This is a genomic window from Kitasatospora sp. NPDC051705 (genome assembly GCF_044453265.1).
GTDB lineage: Bacteria > Actinomycetota > Actinomycetes > Streptomycetales > Streptomycetaceae > Kitasatospora.
Map to the genome: position 1 here is coordinate 60,250 of NZ_JBITCO010000033.1, position 18,152 is coordinate 78,401.

The following is an 18,152-nucleotide window of genomic DNA, read 5'->3' on the forward strand; positions in this document are numbered from 1 at the left end:
GGCCGAGCCGGAACTCCTCACCCAGCACCTCGCCGCTCGCGGCCTCGTACGGGCTGGTCCGTCGGCTGCCAGCCGACGGATCCTGGACTCGAGACCTCGGTGCATCAACTGCAACGATTGGTTGCCGAGAGTGGCGGTGTCCGCAGCCGCACCCGCCCGCGAAGTTGCACGGGGCCGTGCACATGTTGTTGATCTTCGCCCAGTCGCCGCTGCCCCACGTGACGGTCTCTGCTGAGTCGGACCGGGCCGGGCGACAGGTCGTGCTTCGGCTGGCGAGATCACGAAGGCTTCCCGGAGCGTCACTGGTATGGGGGATGATAGGGGCTGATCATCCGGCGAGAGGGGACTGGCGGCTGTGGACGTCTTCGAGGTGCATCGGCAGCTCATCGATGACTATCGACGGTTCACCGAGTCCTTCATCGGAATCCGCGACCCCCACATCCGCGAAGCTGTCGCAGAGGATCTCGCAACCGGCGGGCAGTGGCCAGATGCATGGCTCTCGATCAATCCGATGTTCGAGCCCGGTGGCACGGTCGACGAGTTGGTTCACGAGGGCGTGCTCCACCCTGAGTGTGCGCGGATCTTTCGGACGGGCAAGGACTCCGGGGAGCGGGGTACCGCGCCGATTGCCTTTCACAAGCATCAACGCGATGCCATCGAGGCTGCGAAAACGGGTCAGAGCTATGTGCTGACCACAGGCACCGGCTCCGGTAAGAGCCTCGGCTACATCGTGCCGATCGTTGACGAAGTCCTGCGCGCCCGGGAAAGAGGGGACGTCGAGCGCCGGACTCGTGCCGTCATCGTCTATCCGATGAACGCACTGGCGAACAGTCAGCAGAAGGAACTGGCGAAGTTCCTCCAAGCCGGTTATGCGGAGGGGAAAGGCCCAGTCACCTTCGCCCGATACACCGGTCAGGAGAACGAGGCCGAACGTCAGCGAATTCTTCGTGAGAAGCCCGACATCATCCTCACCAACTACGTCATGCTCGATCTGCTTCTGACCCGGGACAAGGAGCGGGACAGCTTCCTGCGCGCGACACGCGGGCTTCGCTTCCTCGTGCTCGACGAGCTCCACACGTACCGCGGACGGCAGGGTGCAGATGTCGCCCTGCTGGCTCGCCGGGTCCGGGACGCATGTGACGCGCGGGACCTTCAGTGCATCGGCACCTCGGCGACCATGTCGAACGAAGGCACCCACGAGGACCGTCGCGCCGAGGTCGCGGAGGTGGCGTCCCGCCTCTTCGGTGGTGCGGAAGCCGTTCGTCCGGAGCTGGTCATCGGCGAAACCCTGCGCAGGGCCACCACCGGCGCAGAACCCTCCCCCGAACATCTCGCAGCGGCTGTTCGGACGGCGCTGCACGGCACGGCCCGGACCTACGGAGACCTCGAGCTGGACCCCCTTGCGGTGTGGATCGAGAACACGTTCGGTCTCAGGGCGGACAACGGGCGCCTGGAACGGCAGCGCCCCACCACGGTGCAGGAAGCAGCCGAACGGCTGGCCGGGCTCGTCCATCTCCCGGGCGAGGACTGCTACACCGCCATCGAGTCCGTTCTCAGGGCCGGCGCTGAGGCCAAGAACCCGAGCACAGGCCGACCTCTCTTCGCCTTCCGACTCCACCAGTTCCTCTCCAAGGGGGACACGGTGTACGTCAGTCTGGAACCCGAGGACGAGCGGCACATCACTCGCCGTTATCAGCGCGTGGTGAAGGGCGAGCGCGGCAAGCTCCTCCTGCCGCTCTCCTTCTGCCGCGAGTGCGGTCAGGAGTATCTGGCGGTCTCCCGGGTCGAGCGCGGTGAGAAGACGGTCTACGAACCACGCCGCGACTACGAGGCCGACGACGGTCAAGCGTCCGAGGGGTACCTGTACGTCAGTTCGCAGACTCCGTGGCCCACTGATCCGGTGGCCGGCGGTCGACTCCCGGAATCGTGGCTGGACAGCGACACGGGCACCGTGACGGTGGCGGCCAATCGCCGGCGTTACCTTCCGGTACCGGTCGGCGTGGCCCTGGACGGAACGGAACTGTGGACCGACGGGCCCGGCCTGGGGGCGGCGCAGGACGTCGACCGGGGCCTCGCAGCGGCGTTCGTTCCGGCACCGTTCCTGTTCTGTCTGAACCCCGAGTGCGGAGTCTCCTACGAACAGGTCCGCGGCCGGGATTTCGCCAAGCTCGCCAGGCTCGATGTCGAGGGTCGCAGCTCGGCGGTGACCGTGATCAGCGCCAGCGTGGTACGGAGCCTGAAGGCCCTACCCGCGGGCGACGACCTGGAGGACGCTGCACGCAAACTGCTGACCTTCGTCGACAATCGGCAGGATGCCAGCCTCCAGGCCGGCCACTTCAACGATTTCGTGCAGGTCGCGCACCTGCGAGGGGCGCTTGTCCGCGCATTGCACACCGCGGGGGAGCGCGGCCTGACGTACGACGAGCTGGGCCAGCGGGTCACCGATGCCCTGGAGCTGCCCTTCGACGCGTTCACCGGGAAGAGCGAGGTGCGCTTCAGCCACCAGCGCGAGAGCGCACTGGCCGCCCTTCGAGGCGTGGTCGAACTCCTGCTCTACCAAGACCTCCAGGGCTCATGGCGAGTGACCATGCCGGGCCTCGAACAGACGGGCCTGCTGCGCTTCGGCTATCCGGTCCTCGACGAGATATCCCGAGCCGAGGATCTGTGGGAGACCGCCCACCCGGCACTTGAGTCGGCCTCCTGGGACCAACGCGAAGCGCTGCTCCAGCTGTTGCTGGACGAGATGCGGCGCAACCTCGCGGTCGACGCCGAAGTCCTGTCCCGTACCGGCTTCGAGCGTGTGCGTTCTCGTTCCGATCAGTGGCTGGGCGGTCCGTGGGCGCTGGCGGACAACCACCCCGACCCGCGTCCGGCGGTGGTCTACGCCGCGCCCGCTCGGCCGGGCGGTTTCCGTTCGGACGTCCACTTCACCGGTCGCTCGATGCTCGGCCGCTTCCTGCGCGCACCCCGGCGCTTCCCGCACTTGGTGGACCGTCTCACGGTCGACGATGCGCAGCGGGTGATCCGCGACCTGCTCCGGGTCCTGTGCGAGGCGGATCTGCTGACGGAAGCGGTGGACCGGGGCGAGACCGGCGTGCCGGGCTATCGGGTCAAGTCCTCCTCGCTGATCTGGCTTCCGGGCGATGGCGCCGAAGGCATGCGGGACTTGCTGAGGCGTCGGCACGACGTGGCGGCCCCCAGGGTCAACGACTTCTTTCGGAGCTTGTACACCGACGTGGCGCACAGCCTCGCGGGGCTCGTGGCGGCCGAGCACACCGCCCAGGTCCCGACCCGCGTCCGTGAGCGTCGTGAGTCCGATTTCAGCGAGGGCAAGCTGCAACTGCTGTACTGCTCGCCGACCATGGAACTCGGCGTCGACATCAAGAGCCTCAACACCGTCGCCATGCGCAACGTCCCTCCGACGCCCGCGAACTACGCCCAACGCTCGGGCCGGGCCGGCCGCTCCGGCGAGCCCGCACTCGTGACCACTTATTGCGCGACCGGCAACGCTCACGACCAGTACTACTTCCGGCGCTCCCACCTGATGGTGCAGGGCCGGGTTGCAGCGCCCCGCCTCGACCTGGCCAACGAGGACCTGGTGCGCAGCCACGTCCAGGCCGTCTGGCTCGCCGAGACCGGCGCCGATCTGCATTCGAGTCTTCCGGAGGTGCTCGACCTCGGCGATCCGCTGCGCGGTTTTCCGATCAGGGAGGAGATCTGGACGCAGCTGCTCTCCCCGGCCGCCGCACGAAGGGCCGAGGAGCGGGCACACCGGGTCCTGTCATCCGTCTCGGGCCTGGACGAATCGCTGTGGTGGAGCCCGCGCTGGCTGGAGGACGTGGTGCGCGGCTCGGCCAACCGGTTCAACCTGGCGTGCGAGCGCTGGCGGGGGCTGTATCAGGGAGCGCTCTTGGAGCAGGAGGAACAGAACCGGCGGGTGCTGGACCAGTCACTCAGCCCGCAGAGCAGGGAGCGGGCATCGCGTCGCCGCCGGGAGGCGGAGAACCAGCTCAAGTTGCTGCGGAACGAGGACAACAAGAGCGTCGGGCAGAGCTTCAGCGACTTCTACAGCTATCGCTACTTCGCCTCCGAAGGATTCCTGCCCGGCTACTCCTTCCCCCGGCTTCCGTTGATCGCCTACATCCCGGGCTCCCGGTACGCACGCGGCGGAACCCCTGAAGGGGACTACCTCCAGCGTCCCCGCTTCCTGGCGATCAGCGAGTTCGGGCCGGGCGCACTCATCTACCACGAGGGCGCCCGCTACGAGGTGAAGCGGGTTCAACTCCCCGTTGCCGAGCCGGGCGAGATCGACACCGAGACCGCCAGGGTCTGCCGGGACTGCGGGTACTTCCACCAGCAGCAGGCGGGAACGGACCTGTGTGACAACTGCGGGGCACTCCTGACCGGGCACATCCCCAACCTCATGCGGCTCAGCACCGTCTTCACGGAGCGGCGCGAGCGGATCTCCTCGGACGAGGAGGAACGGCGGCGAGCGGGATTCGAGTTGGAAACCGTGTACCGGTTCAACGCGCACGGTGACCGGCCCGCGAGCCTCGACGCCCACGTATTGGCGGCGGGCGAGGTCATCGCCGAGCTGTCGTACGGCGACACCGCCAGTCTGCGCGTCATCAACAAGGGGCGGCGTAGGCGCAAGGACAAGGCCAGGGTCGGCTATCGCATCGACACCTCCACGGGCAGGTGGCTCAGCGACAAGCAGGCAGCGGAACTCGACAACGAGGAGTCCGACGAGAGCTACGCCGACGCCGATGTCTCGCGTCCGGTCGTGCCCTTCGTCGAGGACCGGCGCAACATCCTCGTTCTCCGCCTCACCGAACCGGTCAGCGACATCACCGCGACCACACTTCGCTACGCTCTGGAACGCGGTATCGAGGCGGCTTTCCAGTTGGAGGACACCGAACTGACGTCAATCGCGTTGCCGGACAAGGAAGGCCGAGCACGGATGCTCCTGACGGAGAGCGCCGAAGGGGGCGCCGGAGTGCTCCGTCGGCTCCAGGCCGAACCGACAGCCCTGGCCAAGGCGGCGTACGCCGCGCTCGCCATCCTGCACACCGATCCACGGACCGGGAACGACCTGCCGGGTACGGACGGACTGCCCGAGCCCTGCGAACTCGGCTGCTACGACTGCCTGCTGTCCTACGGCAACCAGAGCGAGCACCACCTGATCGACCGCACCACGGCGATCACGCTGCTGCGCGGGATCGCCGCGGCGACGGTTCGCGGCACAGGACGAGCAGCCACGCCGGCCGAGCGCCTCGCGGTACTCAAAGAGGTGAGCGCCAGCGACTTGGAGCGGGACTTCCTCGAGTTCTTGGCGGAGCGCGAGTTGCGATTGCCCGACGAGGCACAACTGCCGCTCCCGCAGCTCGAAGCGCGCCCGGACTTCGCCTACCACCTGCCGGGAGCCGAGGTTGCTGTCTTCGTGGACGGTCCCCACCACGACATCCCCACGCAACGGCAGCGCGACGAGGACGCGGAGGACAGGCTGATCGATTCGGGTTGGCTGGTCATCCGCTTCCGGCACACTGATCGCTGGCAGGACACCGTCGACCGCTATCCCAATGTGTTCGGGCCCGGAGGAGCCAGGTGAAGCACTACGAAATCGGCAGCCTCGTGGCGGCCCGAGGCCGCGACTGGGTCGTCCGGAAGTTCACCGACGACTTCGTGATCGCCAGACCTCTGGGCGGCGACCCGGCGTTCGAGGCCGGCCTCTTCCCTGATGAGGTCGAGGACTCGGCCTTCCCCCGCCCCAGCAGCGCCCCCGAGGAGGTCGGCGACCACACCAGCGCCGGGCTCCTGCGCACCGCTCTGCAGATCGGGTTCCGGGACAGCGCCGGTCCGCTCCGCTCCTTGGCGCAACTCAACTTCGAGCCGAGGCGCTACCAGCTGGTCCCGCTGCTGATGTCCATGGGCATGGACGTCACCCGGCTCCTGATCGCGGATGACGTCGGCATTGGCAAGACGGTGGAGTCCGGCCTCATCGCCAAGGAGTTGCTCGCCCAGGGTCAGGTGGACGGCTTCTCGGTGCTGTGCCCGCCGGCTCTGGCACAGCAGTGGCAGGACGAGCTGCGCGAGAAGTTCGGTCTCGAGGCCGCCCTGGTGCTGCCCAGCACGGTGCGGAAGCTGGAACGAGACCTCATGGGGACCCAGAGCATTTTCCAGCGACACCCCTACACGATCGTCTCCACGGAGTTCATCAAGCGCGACGACCGGCGCAGCCAATTCCTGCGCACCGCACCGCGCCTCGTCATCGTCGACGAGGCGCACACCTGCGTGCCGGACGCTGCCGACCGGGTCAGCCGCCAGCGGCAGCTGCGCTATGAGCTACTCAAGGAACTCGCCGTCGCGCCCGATCGGCACCTGCTGCTCGTCACGGCGACCCCGCACAGCGGCAAGGAGGAGACCTTCCGCTGCCTGATCGGTCTGCTCGATCCGCAGTTCGCCCCTGACACCGGCTCGTTCGACCCGGGCCGGGCGGAGGACCGGGCCCGGCTCGCCAAGCACTTCGTCCAGCGCCGCCGCCGCGACATCAAGACGTTTCTCAAGGAGGAGACCCACTTCCCCGATCAGCGGCAGATCCGTGACGTCCCGTTCCGGATGCATGACGACTACGCGGACCTCACCCAGGACGTGCTCGCGTACGCGCGGGAGACGGTCCGGACGACCGGCGGGGCCACGCGGGACCGCATCCGCTGGTGGTCCGCGCTCGCCCTGCTGCGGTCCCTGGCGTCCTCGCCCATGGCTGCGGCGGCGACCTTGGAGACCAGGGCCGCCGTTCAGGGCCTCTCGGAGGAGGAGATCGAGAAGCTGGGCCGGGCGGCCGTCCTCGACGGCAGCGAGGACGACACCGACGAGGGAGCCGACGCCGCTCCGGCAGGCGACTCGGCGGATGCTCTGCTGCCGGTTTCCTCCCTGTCGGCCGCGGAGGAAGGCAGGCCGCTCAGCGAGCACGAGAAGAAGCTCCTGGCCGAGGAACGCCGTCGACTCAAGCGCTTCGCGGAGCGCGCCCGCGAGCTGGTGGGACCCGAGCACGACCGCAAGCTGTCCGAACTGATCCGCCAGGTGCGGTCGTTGCTGACCGCTGGTTACAACCCGATCGTCTTCTGCCGCTACATCCCTACGGCGGAGTACGTCGCGACGCACCTGTCCAGCGCACTCGGCAAGATCGAGGTCCGGCACGTCACCGGCAAGCAGCCGCCGAAGGAACGCGAGGACCGGATCAAGGAGTTCACCGGGGACGGTGATGCCAGGCGGGTCCTGGTCGCCACCGATTGCCTGTCGGAAGGTATCAACCTCCAGCACGGCTTCCAGGCGGTCGTGCACTACGACCTCCCCTGGAACCCGACCCGTCTCGAGCAGCGCGAGGGGCGCGTCGACCGGTTCGGTCAGCGCTCGACCTACGTCCGCGCGGTCACCCTGTACGGCGAGGACAACGGCATCGACGGAGTCGTGCTGGAAGTCCTGCTGCGCAAGCACCGGGCCATCCAGAAGGCCACCGGCGTCGCGGTTCCGGTGCCGGACGCAGGGGACAGCCTCGTCCAAGCGCTCGTTCAGGGCCTGCTGCTGAGGGGGCGGGAGTTCCACCAGCCCGTACTGGACCTCGATATGGAGGACCAGGCCAAGGAACTCGACCGCACCTGGAGGGACGCGGCCGAACGCGAGTCCAAGGCGGTGACGCGCTACGCTCAGCGCACGATCCACCCCGAGGAACTGCAAGCGGAACTCGACGCGATCAACGAGGCGATCGGAACCCGGGACGAGGTCGCCGCGTTCGTCCGGACCACGCTGGAGAAACTCGGCGCCGCCCTTCGGCCTGCTGCTGCGCCGGGCCAGAACACCGGCAGAGCAGGGCGCTCAGGGACCGCTCGAGCTGACACGTCCCGTGGCCAGACCGCGCTGTTGCTCGAAGCCGCCCACGACGGCCGCACGGCCGACTTCACGGCGGACCTGACTGGTCTCGACCCCGTCCTGATCCGGGCCCTCCAACCGTCGGCCGACCCCGGGAACGAGATCACCTTCCGGGCCGATGGCGCCGATCGTGTTGGCGAGTCGGTGTTGAACCGGTCCGATCGCCGCGTGCGGGCACTTGCCCAATGGGTGCTGGACACCTCACTCGACGGCACACTGGCCGGCTCCCGCCGCCCGGCGCGGCGCTGCGGCGTGGTCCGCACGGATGCGGTCGACTCGACGACCACACTGCTCCTCGTCCGCTACCGGCACCACGTGACCCTCCCCGGCCGAGACCGCGAAGCCACCGTCGCGGAGGAAGCGCGGGTTCTCGCGTACCGAGGCAGCCCGAGTTCGCCGCAATGGCTCGAGCCGGCCGAGGTGAATGAGCTCCTGGCGGTGCTGCCGACGGCCAACGCCCTTGCGGAGTACGTGGAGCAGTACGCTCCCCGTGCCGTGCGCGCGCTCGACCGGCTCCAGCCGGCCGTGAACGCCCAGGGGGTGCGAGCGGCAGAGGAACTGCTCGCCGCGCACCGCCGCGTCCGCAAGTCGGCCGCTGCCGCCAGGGAGGGGCTGAAGGTCCGGTTCCAGGAGGACGCGGACTTCCTCGGCGTGTACGTGTACGTACCCGTCAATCCCGCGGCGATCGCATCCCGTACCACCCTGCACGCGAACGGAGAGACCGCGTGAGTGCCCCGGCACCTCTGCTGCCCGCCGACGGTTTCACCGCCGTCCGTATCGAGGGCGGTGTGCTGTCCCCCGAGATCCTCGCGCGGATCGCCGGCGGTGACCGCACCCTTCCCGGCACAACGCCCGGAGAGTACGGGCTGCCGGTCGGACGGCTCGGCGACGCTGTCAGCCGTTCCTGGGCCTACCTCCAGGGCGTCTACCGGGCCTACCGGGACCAGCTGGAGGAACTCCCCTCCACCGACCGCGGGACCACGCTGACCCGCAAGAAGTGGCTGCTCCCGCTGTTCGCCGAGCTCGGCTACGGCCAGCTCGCGGGCAGCCGCGGGCTGACCGCCGGAGGCCGGTCCTTCCCGATCAGCCATCTGTACCGGGACCACTTCCCCGTCCACCTTGTGTCCTGGCACACCAAGCTCGACCAGCGCCCCGCAGGCGGCGCGCGCCTGCCGCAGGCGATGATGCAGGACTGCCTCAACTCGAGCGGAGACCTGCTGTGGGGCGTGCTGTCCAACGGGCGCGTGCTCCGGGTCGTCCGGGACTCGACCTCGCTGGTCGGCTCCGCCTACGTGGAGTTCGACCTCGAGTCCATCTTCGACGGAGACCTCTACCCGGACTTCTTCCTGCTGTTCGCGCTGCTGCACGCCTCACGCGTCGAGCTGCTCCCGCGCGAGAACGAGGAGGACGAAAGCCGACTGACCGCAGCCGACTGCTGGCTCGAACGATGGCGGGCGGAGGCCGTCGAGAGCGGATCCCGCTTCCTCCGAGGCCTCAGCACCGGGCTCCAGCAGGCAGTGGAAGAACTCGGCACCGGATTCCTCAGCCACGAGGGCCGGAAGCCGACGGGAGGCGGCGACGAGCCGACGACCAACCAGCGGCTGCGTGACGGCCTCCGCGACGGAACGGTGACCAAGAAGCGCTTCAACGACGCACTGCTCCGCCTCGTCTACCGGATGATCTTCCTGTTCGTCGCGGAGGACCGGGATGCGCTCTTCAGCGCCGACACGGACCAGAAGGCGAAGGAGCGCTACGACACGTACTTCTCCAGCGCACGACTGCGTCAGCTCGCCCTGAGCATGAAGGGCGACACGCGGGACGACCTCTGGCAATCCCTTTGCATCGTGCTCAAGGGGCTCGGAGAAGAACAGGGAGAGCCCCGGCTAGGGCTGCCCGGGCTGGGCGGCGTGTACGACTACGACCCGCAGGACGAGTTGGCACCGGAGCCGGGACTTACCCTCGCGTCCCTCGGACTGCCGAACGACCGTCTGCTCGCGGCGGTGCGCAGCCTCGCGCGCGTGCGCAGCGAGGACGGTGCCCGCTGGCTTCCGGTCGACTACCGGCACCTTGGCGCGGAGGAGCTCGGCGGCGTCTACGAATGGATCCTCGCGCTCTCCCCGGACCCTGACCCCGGACGGCGGACCTACCAGTTTCGTGACACCGCGGGGCACTCGCGGAAGACCTCGGGCTCGTACTACACGCCCAGCGCCCTGGTCGACATGCTGCTCGAGTCGGCGCTCGACCCGGTGCTGGACGAGGCAGCACGCCAACTCGACCCGGTGAAGGCCCTCCTGTCGGTCACAGTGTGCGACCCGGCCTGCGGCTCGGGACACTTCCTGGTAGCAGCCGCCCGCCGGATCGCCAAACGGATCGCGGTCGTCCACACCCAGGAGACCGAGCCGCCGGTGGAGGCGGTGGAGCGCTGGCTGCCCGAGGTCGTCGCGCGGTGCATCCACGGCGTCGACCTCAACCGGATGGCCGTGGACCTCGCGAAGTTCGCCCTGTGGATGCAGGCCCTCGAACCGGGCAATCCCCGCCCGATGTCCTTCCTGGACGCCCACATCCGGCAGGGCAACGCCCTCCTGGGCACCACGCCGGCGCTGCTGAGCAAGGGTATCCCCGACCGCGCCTACGTTCCGCTGGAAGGCGACGACAGGAAGCTCGTCACGACGTTGCGCACCCGGAACAAGCACGAACGTGACAGCGGCCAGGACGCGCTGTTCGGGACCGGCACCTTCCTGCTGCCGACCGGAAACGCGCATCACGCCAAGGCCGTTGAGGAGATCCATAACCGTCCCGGCGGCAAGCTCGTCGACGTGCACCGGCAGATCGCCCAATACCGGAAGTGGCAGAGGTCCGACGCAAAGGTGCGGGACCGCAGGACCGCTGACGCTTGGTGCGCCGCCTTCGTCTGGCCGACCCGGCCCGGAGCGCCGGACGGTATCAGCGCGGACACCCTTCGGCGGTTCGCCGAGACTGGCAGCGCGGGAGCCGCTGTCGACGAGGCAGTTGACGAGCTGTCGGCTGAATACGGCTTCTTCCACTGGCACCTGGAGTTCCCGCACATCTTCCGCACCTCGGACGACGACGCCTCCGGCTTGGACCACCGGTACGGCTGGAGCGGAGGCTTCTCCTGTGTGCTGGGAAACCCGCCCTGGGACCGAGTGAAGCTGCAGGAGAAGGAGTTCTTCGCCTCCCGCGTACCGGAGATCGCCGCCGCGGCCAGCAAGGCGGCACGCGACCGGCTGATTGCGAAGCTCGCCAAGGACGAGGACCAGGCGCACCACTATCGTGCGTTCCTCGCCGCACGACGCAGTTCGGAAGGCGAGCTGCACCTACTCCGTGACTCCGACCGGTTCCCGCTCACGGGCCAGGGCGACGTCAACACGTACTCCGTCTTTGCTGAGACCGCCCGCCAGTTGACCGCCCCGAAGGGACGCATGGGCGTCGTCGTGCCGACCGGCATCGCGGTGGACTCCACCACGGCGCCGTTCTTCCGGGACATCCTGGAACAGCGCCGGCTCGACTCGCTGCTGGACTTCGTTACCAATCCACGGATCTGGACGGACGTCGGCAACCGCCGCTTCCGCTTCTCGCTGCTCACGGTGGTGGGTAGCGGCCTGGAGATCGACCAGGCCGAGTCGTGGACCCTGGCGAAGCACCCTGACGAGTTGCCGCCCCGGGGCCGGCGAATCAAGGTGAATCCGGAGGATTTGCTGCTGGTCAACCCCAACACCGGCACCATGCCGATGTTCCGCACCCAGGAGGATGCTGACATTACGCTCGGTATCTACCACGATGCGCCGGTGCTGTGGAGGGACTCGGACGAGAGCGGTCGCGCGGAGTCGAACCCCTGGGGACTGTCATTCATGCGCATGTTCGACATGGCGAACGACTCGGACATGTTTTGGGAGCGGCCGGCCCTGGAGGCGGGTGGGCTTCGCCTGGAGGGCAACGTTTTCACGGACGGCAAGCATCGGCTGCTGCCGCTATACGAGGCGAAGTTCGTGCACCACTACGACCATCGGCTGTCCTGCTACAGCAAGCGGCCCGAGGGCAGCCAGGACACGGAGCTGCCGCGTCTGACGCTGGAGGAGAAGAACGATCCTCGTCGGGGGCCGATCCCGCGTTACTGGATGTCGGAGTGCGACGTTGACTATCGGCTGAAGCAGCGGTGGGACAAAGGATGGCTTCTGGGATGGCGAGATGTTAGTCGGTCTACAGACGAGAGAACCCTCGTAGCCGACGTCATTCCACGTGTTGCTACAAACCACAAGTTCCTTCTGGCGTTTCCAGGAAAGGGCTCTGCGGCAGCGCTGCTAGCTAGCTTCTCGTCCTTCGCGATGGATTACCTCGTTCGACAGAAGATGAGTGGGGTTTCCCTTAACTACTTCATTCTCAAGCAGATTGCGATTCTGCCGCCAGAAAGGTTTGAAGGGCTGCCCTGGGAGCCAGGCGACGGCGCTGCCTGGTTCTCTAGGCGCGTTCTCGAACTTGCCTACACCGCCGATGACTTGGCCCAGTTCGCCCGGGATCTTGGCGATGACGGCCCGCCTTTCCGCTGGGATGAGGAGCGTCGCGCGTTCATCCGTGCGGAGTTGGACGCCGCAATGTTCCACCTCTACGGCCTGACCGAGGCGCAGGTAGACCACGTCATGGAGGCCTTCCCGATCGTCAAGGGGAAGGACGTCGCTGCCCACGGCGAGTACCGGACCAAGCGGATGATCCAAGAGGTGTACGCAGCCCTCGCGAATGCGAAGCAGTCGAACGAGCGCTACGTCTCCCCGCTCTCACCCCCGCCAGGCGGGGGCGCGAGGCATCAGTCCTGAGCTGGTGCCCTACGCACTTGACGGACCGTGAGCATATGATCCTTCGCCAGGGGCAGTATGTAGCCACGTCGGAGGGGTGCGGTGGGGAGCGTCGTGGGGTCGTCGGACGAGGCGCGGGTGCTTGACCAAGTGCTCGCGCTTCGTATCGATCTAGACCGAAAGAGGTATGGATCGAATAAGCGCCTGCTCTTCGCGCTTCAGCTCCACCAGGGCATCGACGACATCCACTCCGTGGCCGCCGAGTCGCTCACCGACGGTGGCGGCGACGTCTCCGCCGACCTCGTGCACATCGACCGCGAGGGCGAGCGACTGATCATCGCCCAGGCCTACACCGCGAAGGACCCCGGCCAAAAGCAGAGCAGCAAGGCGACGAAGGCTCAGGACCTCAATACGGCTGTCGCCTGGCTGTTGGCAGGTCAACCCGAGGCGCTCGTCCCGCGGATGCGTCCGACCGGGCGCGCCATCGACCAGGCCTTCAGGGACGGTGTCATCAAGGAGGTGCAGTTCTGGTACGTGCACAACCTCCCCGAATCCGACGCCGTGCAGGCGGAGCTCGATGCAACCGCCCGGCAGGTCACCAACGTGCTTGCCCAGATCTACCCCGGCTGCGGGGTGGAGCGGGTGCTCGGGGTCGAGATCGGGGTGCGCACCCTGTACCGGTGGTACGAGGGATCCCGCAGCCCGATTCTCGTCACAGACGAGCTCGAGGTCACTGTCGACGGTTTCTTCGAGCTCGGGACCGGCAAATGGCGTGCACTGTGCACTGCCGTGGACACCGCCTGGCTCCAGAACCTGTACTGGGCGCACAACGATGACGGCGAGGACCGCCTCTTCTCGGCGAACGTCCGCGGCTTCGTCGGGGTCAAGGGACGCAAGGGCGTGATCAACAGCGCGATCAGGAAGACGGTCGAGGAGCAGCCGGAGAACCTCTTCATCCTCAACAACGGCATCACCGCGCTCACTCGTGGCATCACCACTGAGCCTGACGCCGCTGGGCGGACGAGAATCAAGCTGGACGGCATCTCCATCGTCAACGGTGCCCAGACCACGGGTGCGGTCAGCGGAGACACTCCGCGCACGCAGACCGAGGCCGCCAAGGTGATGATCAAGTTCATCGTCTGCGAGGAGCCGTCGCTCGTCGAAGACGTCATCAGTACGACCAACCGCCAACTCGCCACCCAGGCTGCCGACTTCCGGAGCAACGACCGCACCCAGCTGCGCCTGGTCCGGGAGTTCCGCGACGACCTGGGAGGCATCGTCTACGACGGCGGCCGCCGTACGGCCCCGAGCGAGATCAGCGGGGTTGTGCCCGCCAACAGGATTGTCGCTGTCACCGCGGGCAAGGCACTCGCCGCGTTCCACGGTATGCCGCTGGTCGCGGCCAACCAGTCAGCGCGTATCTGGTCTCCCGAGGAGAAGACCTACGTGCAGCTCTTCGGCGAGCACACCTCGGCCAGGCACCTGCTGTTCTGTTACAGCCTTCAGCGGGCCGTTGAGGATGCCAAGGCGGAGTACCGGGAGAAGTGCATAAAGGATCCGGATCTCAAGGGCCCGGAGCGCGAGGTGTACGACTTTTTCCAGATCCGCGGATCGATTCCGCTGCTGATCTCCGCCGTCGCCGAGTGCATGGAGCCGATCCTCGACCACGGCATCACCGATCCCTTCGCGCTCGCCTTTGCGCGCCGGCCTCAGATCGACACGGCGATCCGCCACTGGGCACGTGTCCTGAAGCCGTTGATCCCCTACGTCGCGGATCTCGCCCCCGCACTCACCCGGGGTGTCGCCGTAACCGGTACGGGCGACTTCGATCGGGCCAAGGCGGTCAGCGACGCGCGCAAGCGGTTCGCTCGAAGCGCCTACACCCAGCGTCTCAACCCGCAGTCCAAGACGGCCTATGACACGTTCTGCCAGACTCTCGCGAAAGCACCGTGAGCGGTCCCGGAGATCACCCGACCAGTTCTGATCGTCGCTGTCTCGTCCACGCCCTCGAAGGAATCCCGTGCCACCCTCCGGCGACGCCCTCTTCGCCCCTCATGACATGATCCCCCGGCAGATCGGGCAGCTTGACGACCTCTCGGGTCTTGGTGTGCTGGTCAGCATCCTCCAGCTGGGGTCCTGGGCGACTCTTACGGATCTCGCGGAGGCGCTGGAGGCGGATCCGGGTACGCTCATGGGCCACGTCCGGCGAATGAGTTCGGGAGCGGAGCGGCGAATCGTGCGTGACCCGGTTGCTCCGGGGTCGCAGGATCAGCTGAAGTTCCTGAAGCAGGAGGGCATGGTGATTCCAGGGACTGCCCGCCCCGATCCCGCCCGCAGGCTTACTCTCGAGGCCATGCGCGAAGCACTCGGTGCGGGGCCGGCGAACCCGCCTCGTCGGGCATGGCTGGTGCGTCTGCCCGGCAATGCGGTGCCCAACCTGCTGGAGGACTGGCTCGCCGGAGGGTACTGCGGCATCGAGGCGGCACGCCTGCAGCAGCTGACCGCCGAGGCCGGCGACGAGGAGGTTGACCGCGCAGTCCGGACGGGCTACGCGCATCTTGCCCAGGTGGCGATCGGGGACAAGACCACCGAGATCCAGCTGTTCCTGAAACGGGTGTCCATCGGAGACCTGATGGCGACCCCGAGCGAGGACGGCGAGCAGCTCTACATCGGTGAGGTCACCTCTGCGGCCCACTTCACCTCGGACCAGTCCGCCGGTCTACGACGGAGCGTCAGGTGGCTCAACACCGAGCGGCCGGTGGACCTCTTCGAGGACGACATCCCGGACGGACTGAACGGCAAACTCGGTGTGCAACTCAGCGTCGTGGACCTGACCGACCTGGTGGAGAGCATCGAAGCGCTGCTTCCGGCGACCGCGGGTGACCCCCCGCCGCCCAGGCGAAGCCTCCATCTCCCGGACGCCACCCAACAGTTGGCCGCGGAACTGCACATCCGGTTCGAGGACCTCGACGACTGGCTGCACCTGCTTCGGGACCGACCCCAGATCGTCTTCTACGGCCCGCCGGGCACCGGCAAGACCTACCTGGCGCGCAAGCTCGCCCTGCACCTCACCGGAGGGCGACGGGATCGTGTGACGCTCGTCCAGTTCCATCCCTCCTACGCCTACGAGGACTTCTTCGAGGGCTTTCGCCCGAGGCAGGCCAAGGACGGGCAACCGGGGTTCGAACTCGTGCCGGGCCCGTTCCGGCGTACGGTGGAGAACGCCCGCAAGGACCCAGCAGTCCCGCATGTCCTCATCATCGACGAGGTCAACCGAGCCAACCTGGCCCGCGTCTTTGGGGAGTTGTACTTCCTCCTGGAGTACCGGGACGAAGTGGTGCACCTCCAGTACGGGACCGACGAGGGCAACGGCTTCAGCCTCCCGCGGAACGTGGTCATCCTGGGCACGATGAACACCGTTGACCGCTCGGTCGCCCGGGTCGACGCGGCGATGCGCCGACGCTTCGCCTTCGTGGAGCTCCATCCTTCGGAGGAGCCCACTGCCTCCATGCTGCGAAAGTGGCTGCACGGCAACGGTCTTCCCGAGGAAGCCGCGGACCTGTTGGACGAGCTGAACAGCCGGATCAGCGACCGGAGTTTCCAACTGGGCCCGTCCTACCTCATGCGGCGCCACCTCTACGAACAGCCCGGCGCGCTCGCCCGAACCTGGCGCACTTCGATCCTGCCCCTCCTCGCGGATCAACACCTCGACGAGACCGGCATCCAGGAGCGCTTCGGGCTCACGGCACTGCTCACTGACCTTGGGTTGGACGAGCAGTCGCTGCTGACCCGTGCCGAGGCACTTGCCGGAAGCGAGGCGGAGGGACCCGCTGCGTGATCAGGATCAACCTGACCGAGAGCGGCTCCGCCGTGCAGGAGGAGCTCACGGCGGAGCAGGCGGCCGCGCTCGCTGCGTCGGGCATCGTCCGTGTCGAGCAGGGGCGGCGGGCGGGACTGTGGCGAGTCAGCGGGCGTCGTCTGGTGGGCGCGGCTCGGATCAACGGCGTGGATCTTCGAATCTCCCCGAAGACCCCGATCAACCAGGTGCTGTTCCTGCTCGGTTACGCGGCCGCACCCGGCAGGTGGCGGTCCGAGCCGGTGACCGCGGCGGAGAGCGAGGGGCTGCTTCCCGCGGTGTCCTACGCCTTCGTCCGCGCGGCCGAGCGGGCGACGCGGCACGGCCCGCTCCAGGGCTACCGCACAGTTGAGGACACCCTGCCGGTGATACGGGGCCGGGTTCGCCCGGCGGACCAGTTGCGCAGGCATTTCGGCCGGTCCTATCCGGCCGAGGTCAGCTACGAGGAGTTCACGGAGGACATCGCCGAGAACCGGATCCTCAAGGCGGCCGCACACCGGCTGCTTTCCCTCCCCGATGTGCCCACGTCCTGCCGGGCCGGCTTACGGCGCGTCGTGACCGCGCTGTCGGACGTCGGCGAGCCGGAGGGCGGACCGCCGCAGCACCAGCCTGGTTCATCGGGCGTGCACGATGCCAGGTTCGACAGCGCAGTTCGATTGGGGGAGTTGGTGCTGCGGGGGGCGTCGTACGACCTTCAACACCGGGGCACGGTGTACGTCGACGGCCTGCTCCTGAACATGGAGAAGGTGTTCCAGGACTTCGTCGTCGGTGCGCTCGCTGATGCGCTGCGACCCTACGGCGGAACGGTGCACCCACAGGATCGCCGGCACTTTCTCGACCACGGTGGGCGAGTCCAGCTGCTGCCCGACCTGGTCTGGTGCCGGAACGACGGACGCCCAGCCGGCGTCGCTGACGCGAAGTACAAGGCAGAGAAGATCCGCGGACATCCGAACGCTGACCTCTACCAGATGGCGTCCTATTGCCTGGGGCTCGGGCTCGACCGCGGCCATCTCGTCTACGCCGCAGGCGAGGCCCCCGTTTCTCGGCACACCGTGCGCAACTCCGGCATCGAACTCGTACGGCATGCGGTGCAGCTCGCGGCGGAGCCGGCGGTGGTCCTCGACGCGATGGCCGTGATCGCTGCTGATATCGCGGCCGGACTGCCCGGTGGGTAATTCCACGCAGGCCACGAAGCTCGGTTGCCCGAGCAGCCATGCCCGCCATCCCATGCGGCGCCGAACAGCCGCTGCCGGCTCGACCCTCATGGAGGAATGACCGTGTCCACTCTCCGCCACGGCGTTCCGCCGCGTCTTCGTGTTGGGCACAAGTGGTGATGGGAAAACGTCGCTATCGCGCATGCCGACGGTCGGTCGGGCCCAGACATCGCCGCCGAGGTACTCGAATGCCTTGGCGGCCTCCCCCGCAGCTGGTTGTGAGAAGGGCAGTGCGTACGTAGACCCCGCGCAGCTAGGGTCTGTCCGGCGGATCATGTGACCTTCATTCGGTCAGATCGTTGTGCTGGTCATGGGGCGGGGCGATCTAACGAATGACGAGTGGGGGCG

Annotated in this window: 6 protein-coding genes; all 6 read left to right on the plus strand. The window is 67.6% G+C overall.

What is annotated here, in order from left to right; translation table 11 throughout:
* Positions 1–355 precede the first annotated feature (355 nt).
* The 6 genes from ACIA8Q_RS29855 (at position 356) to ACIA8Q_RS29880 (ending at position 17,765) form a co-directional block, all read left to right on the plus strand.
* Complete coding sequence (locus tag ACIA8Q_RS29855; protein ID WP_396317979.1) at positions 356–5,608, plus strand: DEAD/DEAH box helicase; 5,253 nt, start codon at positions 356–358, stop codon at positions 5,606–5,608.
* Entirely contained in the window at positions 5,605–8,655 is a 3,051-nt protein-coding gene (locus tag ACIA8Q_RS29860) for a helicase-related protein (protein WP_396317980.1), read from the plus strand. Before ACIA8Q_RS29855 ends, ACIA8Q_RS29860 begins: the two co-directional genes overlap by 4 nt.
* Positions 8,652–12,755 carry an Eco57I restriction-modification methylase domain-containing protein gene (locus tag ACIA8Q_RS29865; protein WP_396317981.1) on the plus strand — a complete coding sequence of 1,368 codons (4,104 nt, stop codon included), beginning with the start codon at positions 8,652–8,654 and terminating at the stop codon, positions 12,753–12,755. Before ACIA8Q_RS29860 ends, ACIA8Q_RS29865 begins: the two co-directional genes overlap by 4 nt.
* Positions 12,756–12,848: 93 nt before the next feature.
* Positions 12,849–14,687, plus strand: a complete 1,839-nt coding sequence (locus tag ACIA8Q_RS29870) for an AIPR family protein (protein WP_396317982.1) — start codon at positions 12,849–12,851, stop codon at positions 14,685–14,687.
* A gap of 106 nt (positions 14,688–14,793) precedes the next feature.
* Complete coding sequence (locus tag ACIA8Q_RS29875; protein WP_396317983.1) at positions 14,794–16,572, plus strand: McrB family protein; 1,779 nt, start codon at positions 14,794–14,796, stop codon at positions 16,570–16,572.
* A complete protein-coding gene (locus tag ACIA8Q_RS29880; RefSeq protein ID WP_396317984.1) occupies positions 16,569–17,765 on the plus strand; it encodes an McrC family protein in 1,197 nt (398 codons plus the stop codon). The genes ACIA8Q_RS29875 and ACIA8Q_RS29880 overlap by 4 nt, the downstream gene beginning before the upstream one ends.
* Positions 17,766–18,152: the final 387 nt, after the last annotated feature.

What these genes read in the sequence shown, in the direction of transcription:
- ACIA8Q_RS29875 (WP_396317983.1), top strand. Translation starts at nt 14,794, where the DNA reads ATGATCCCCCGGCAGATCGGGCAGCTTGACGACCTCTCGGGTCTTGGT.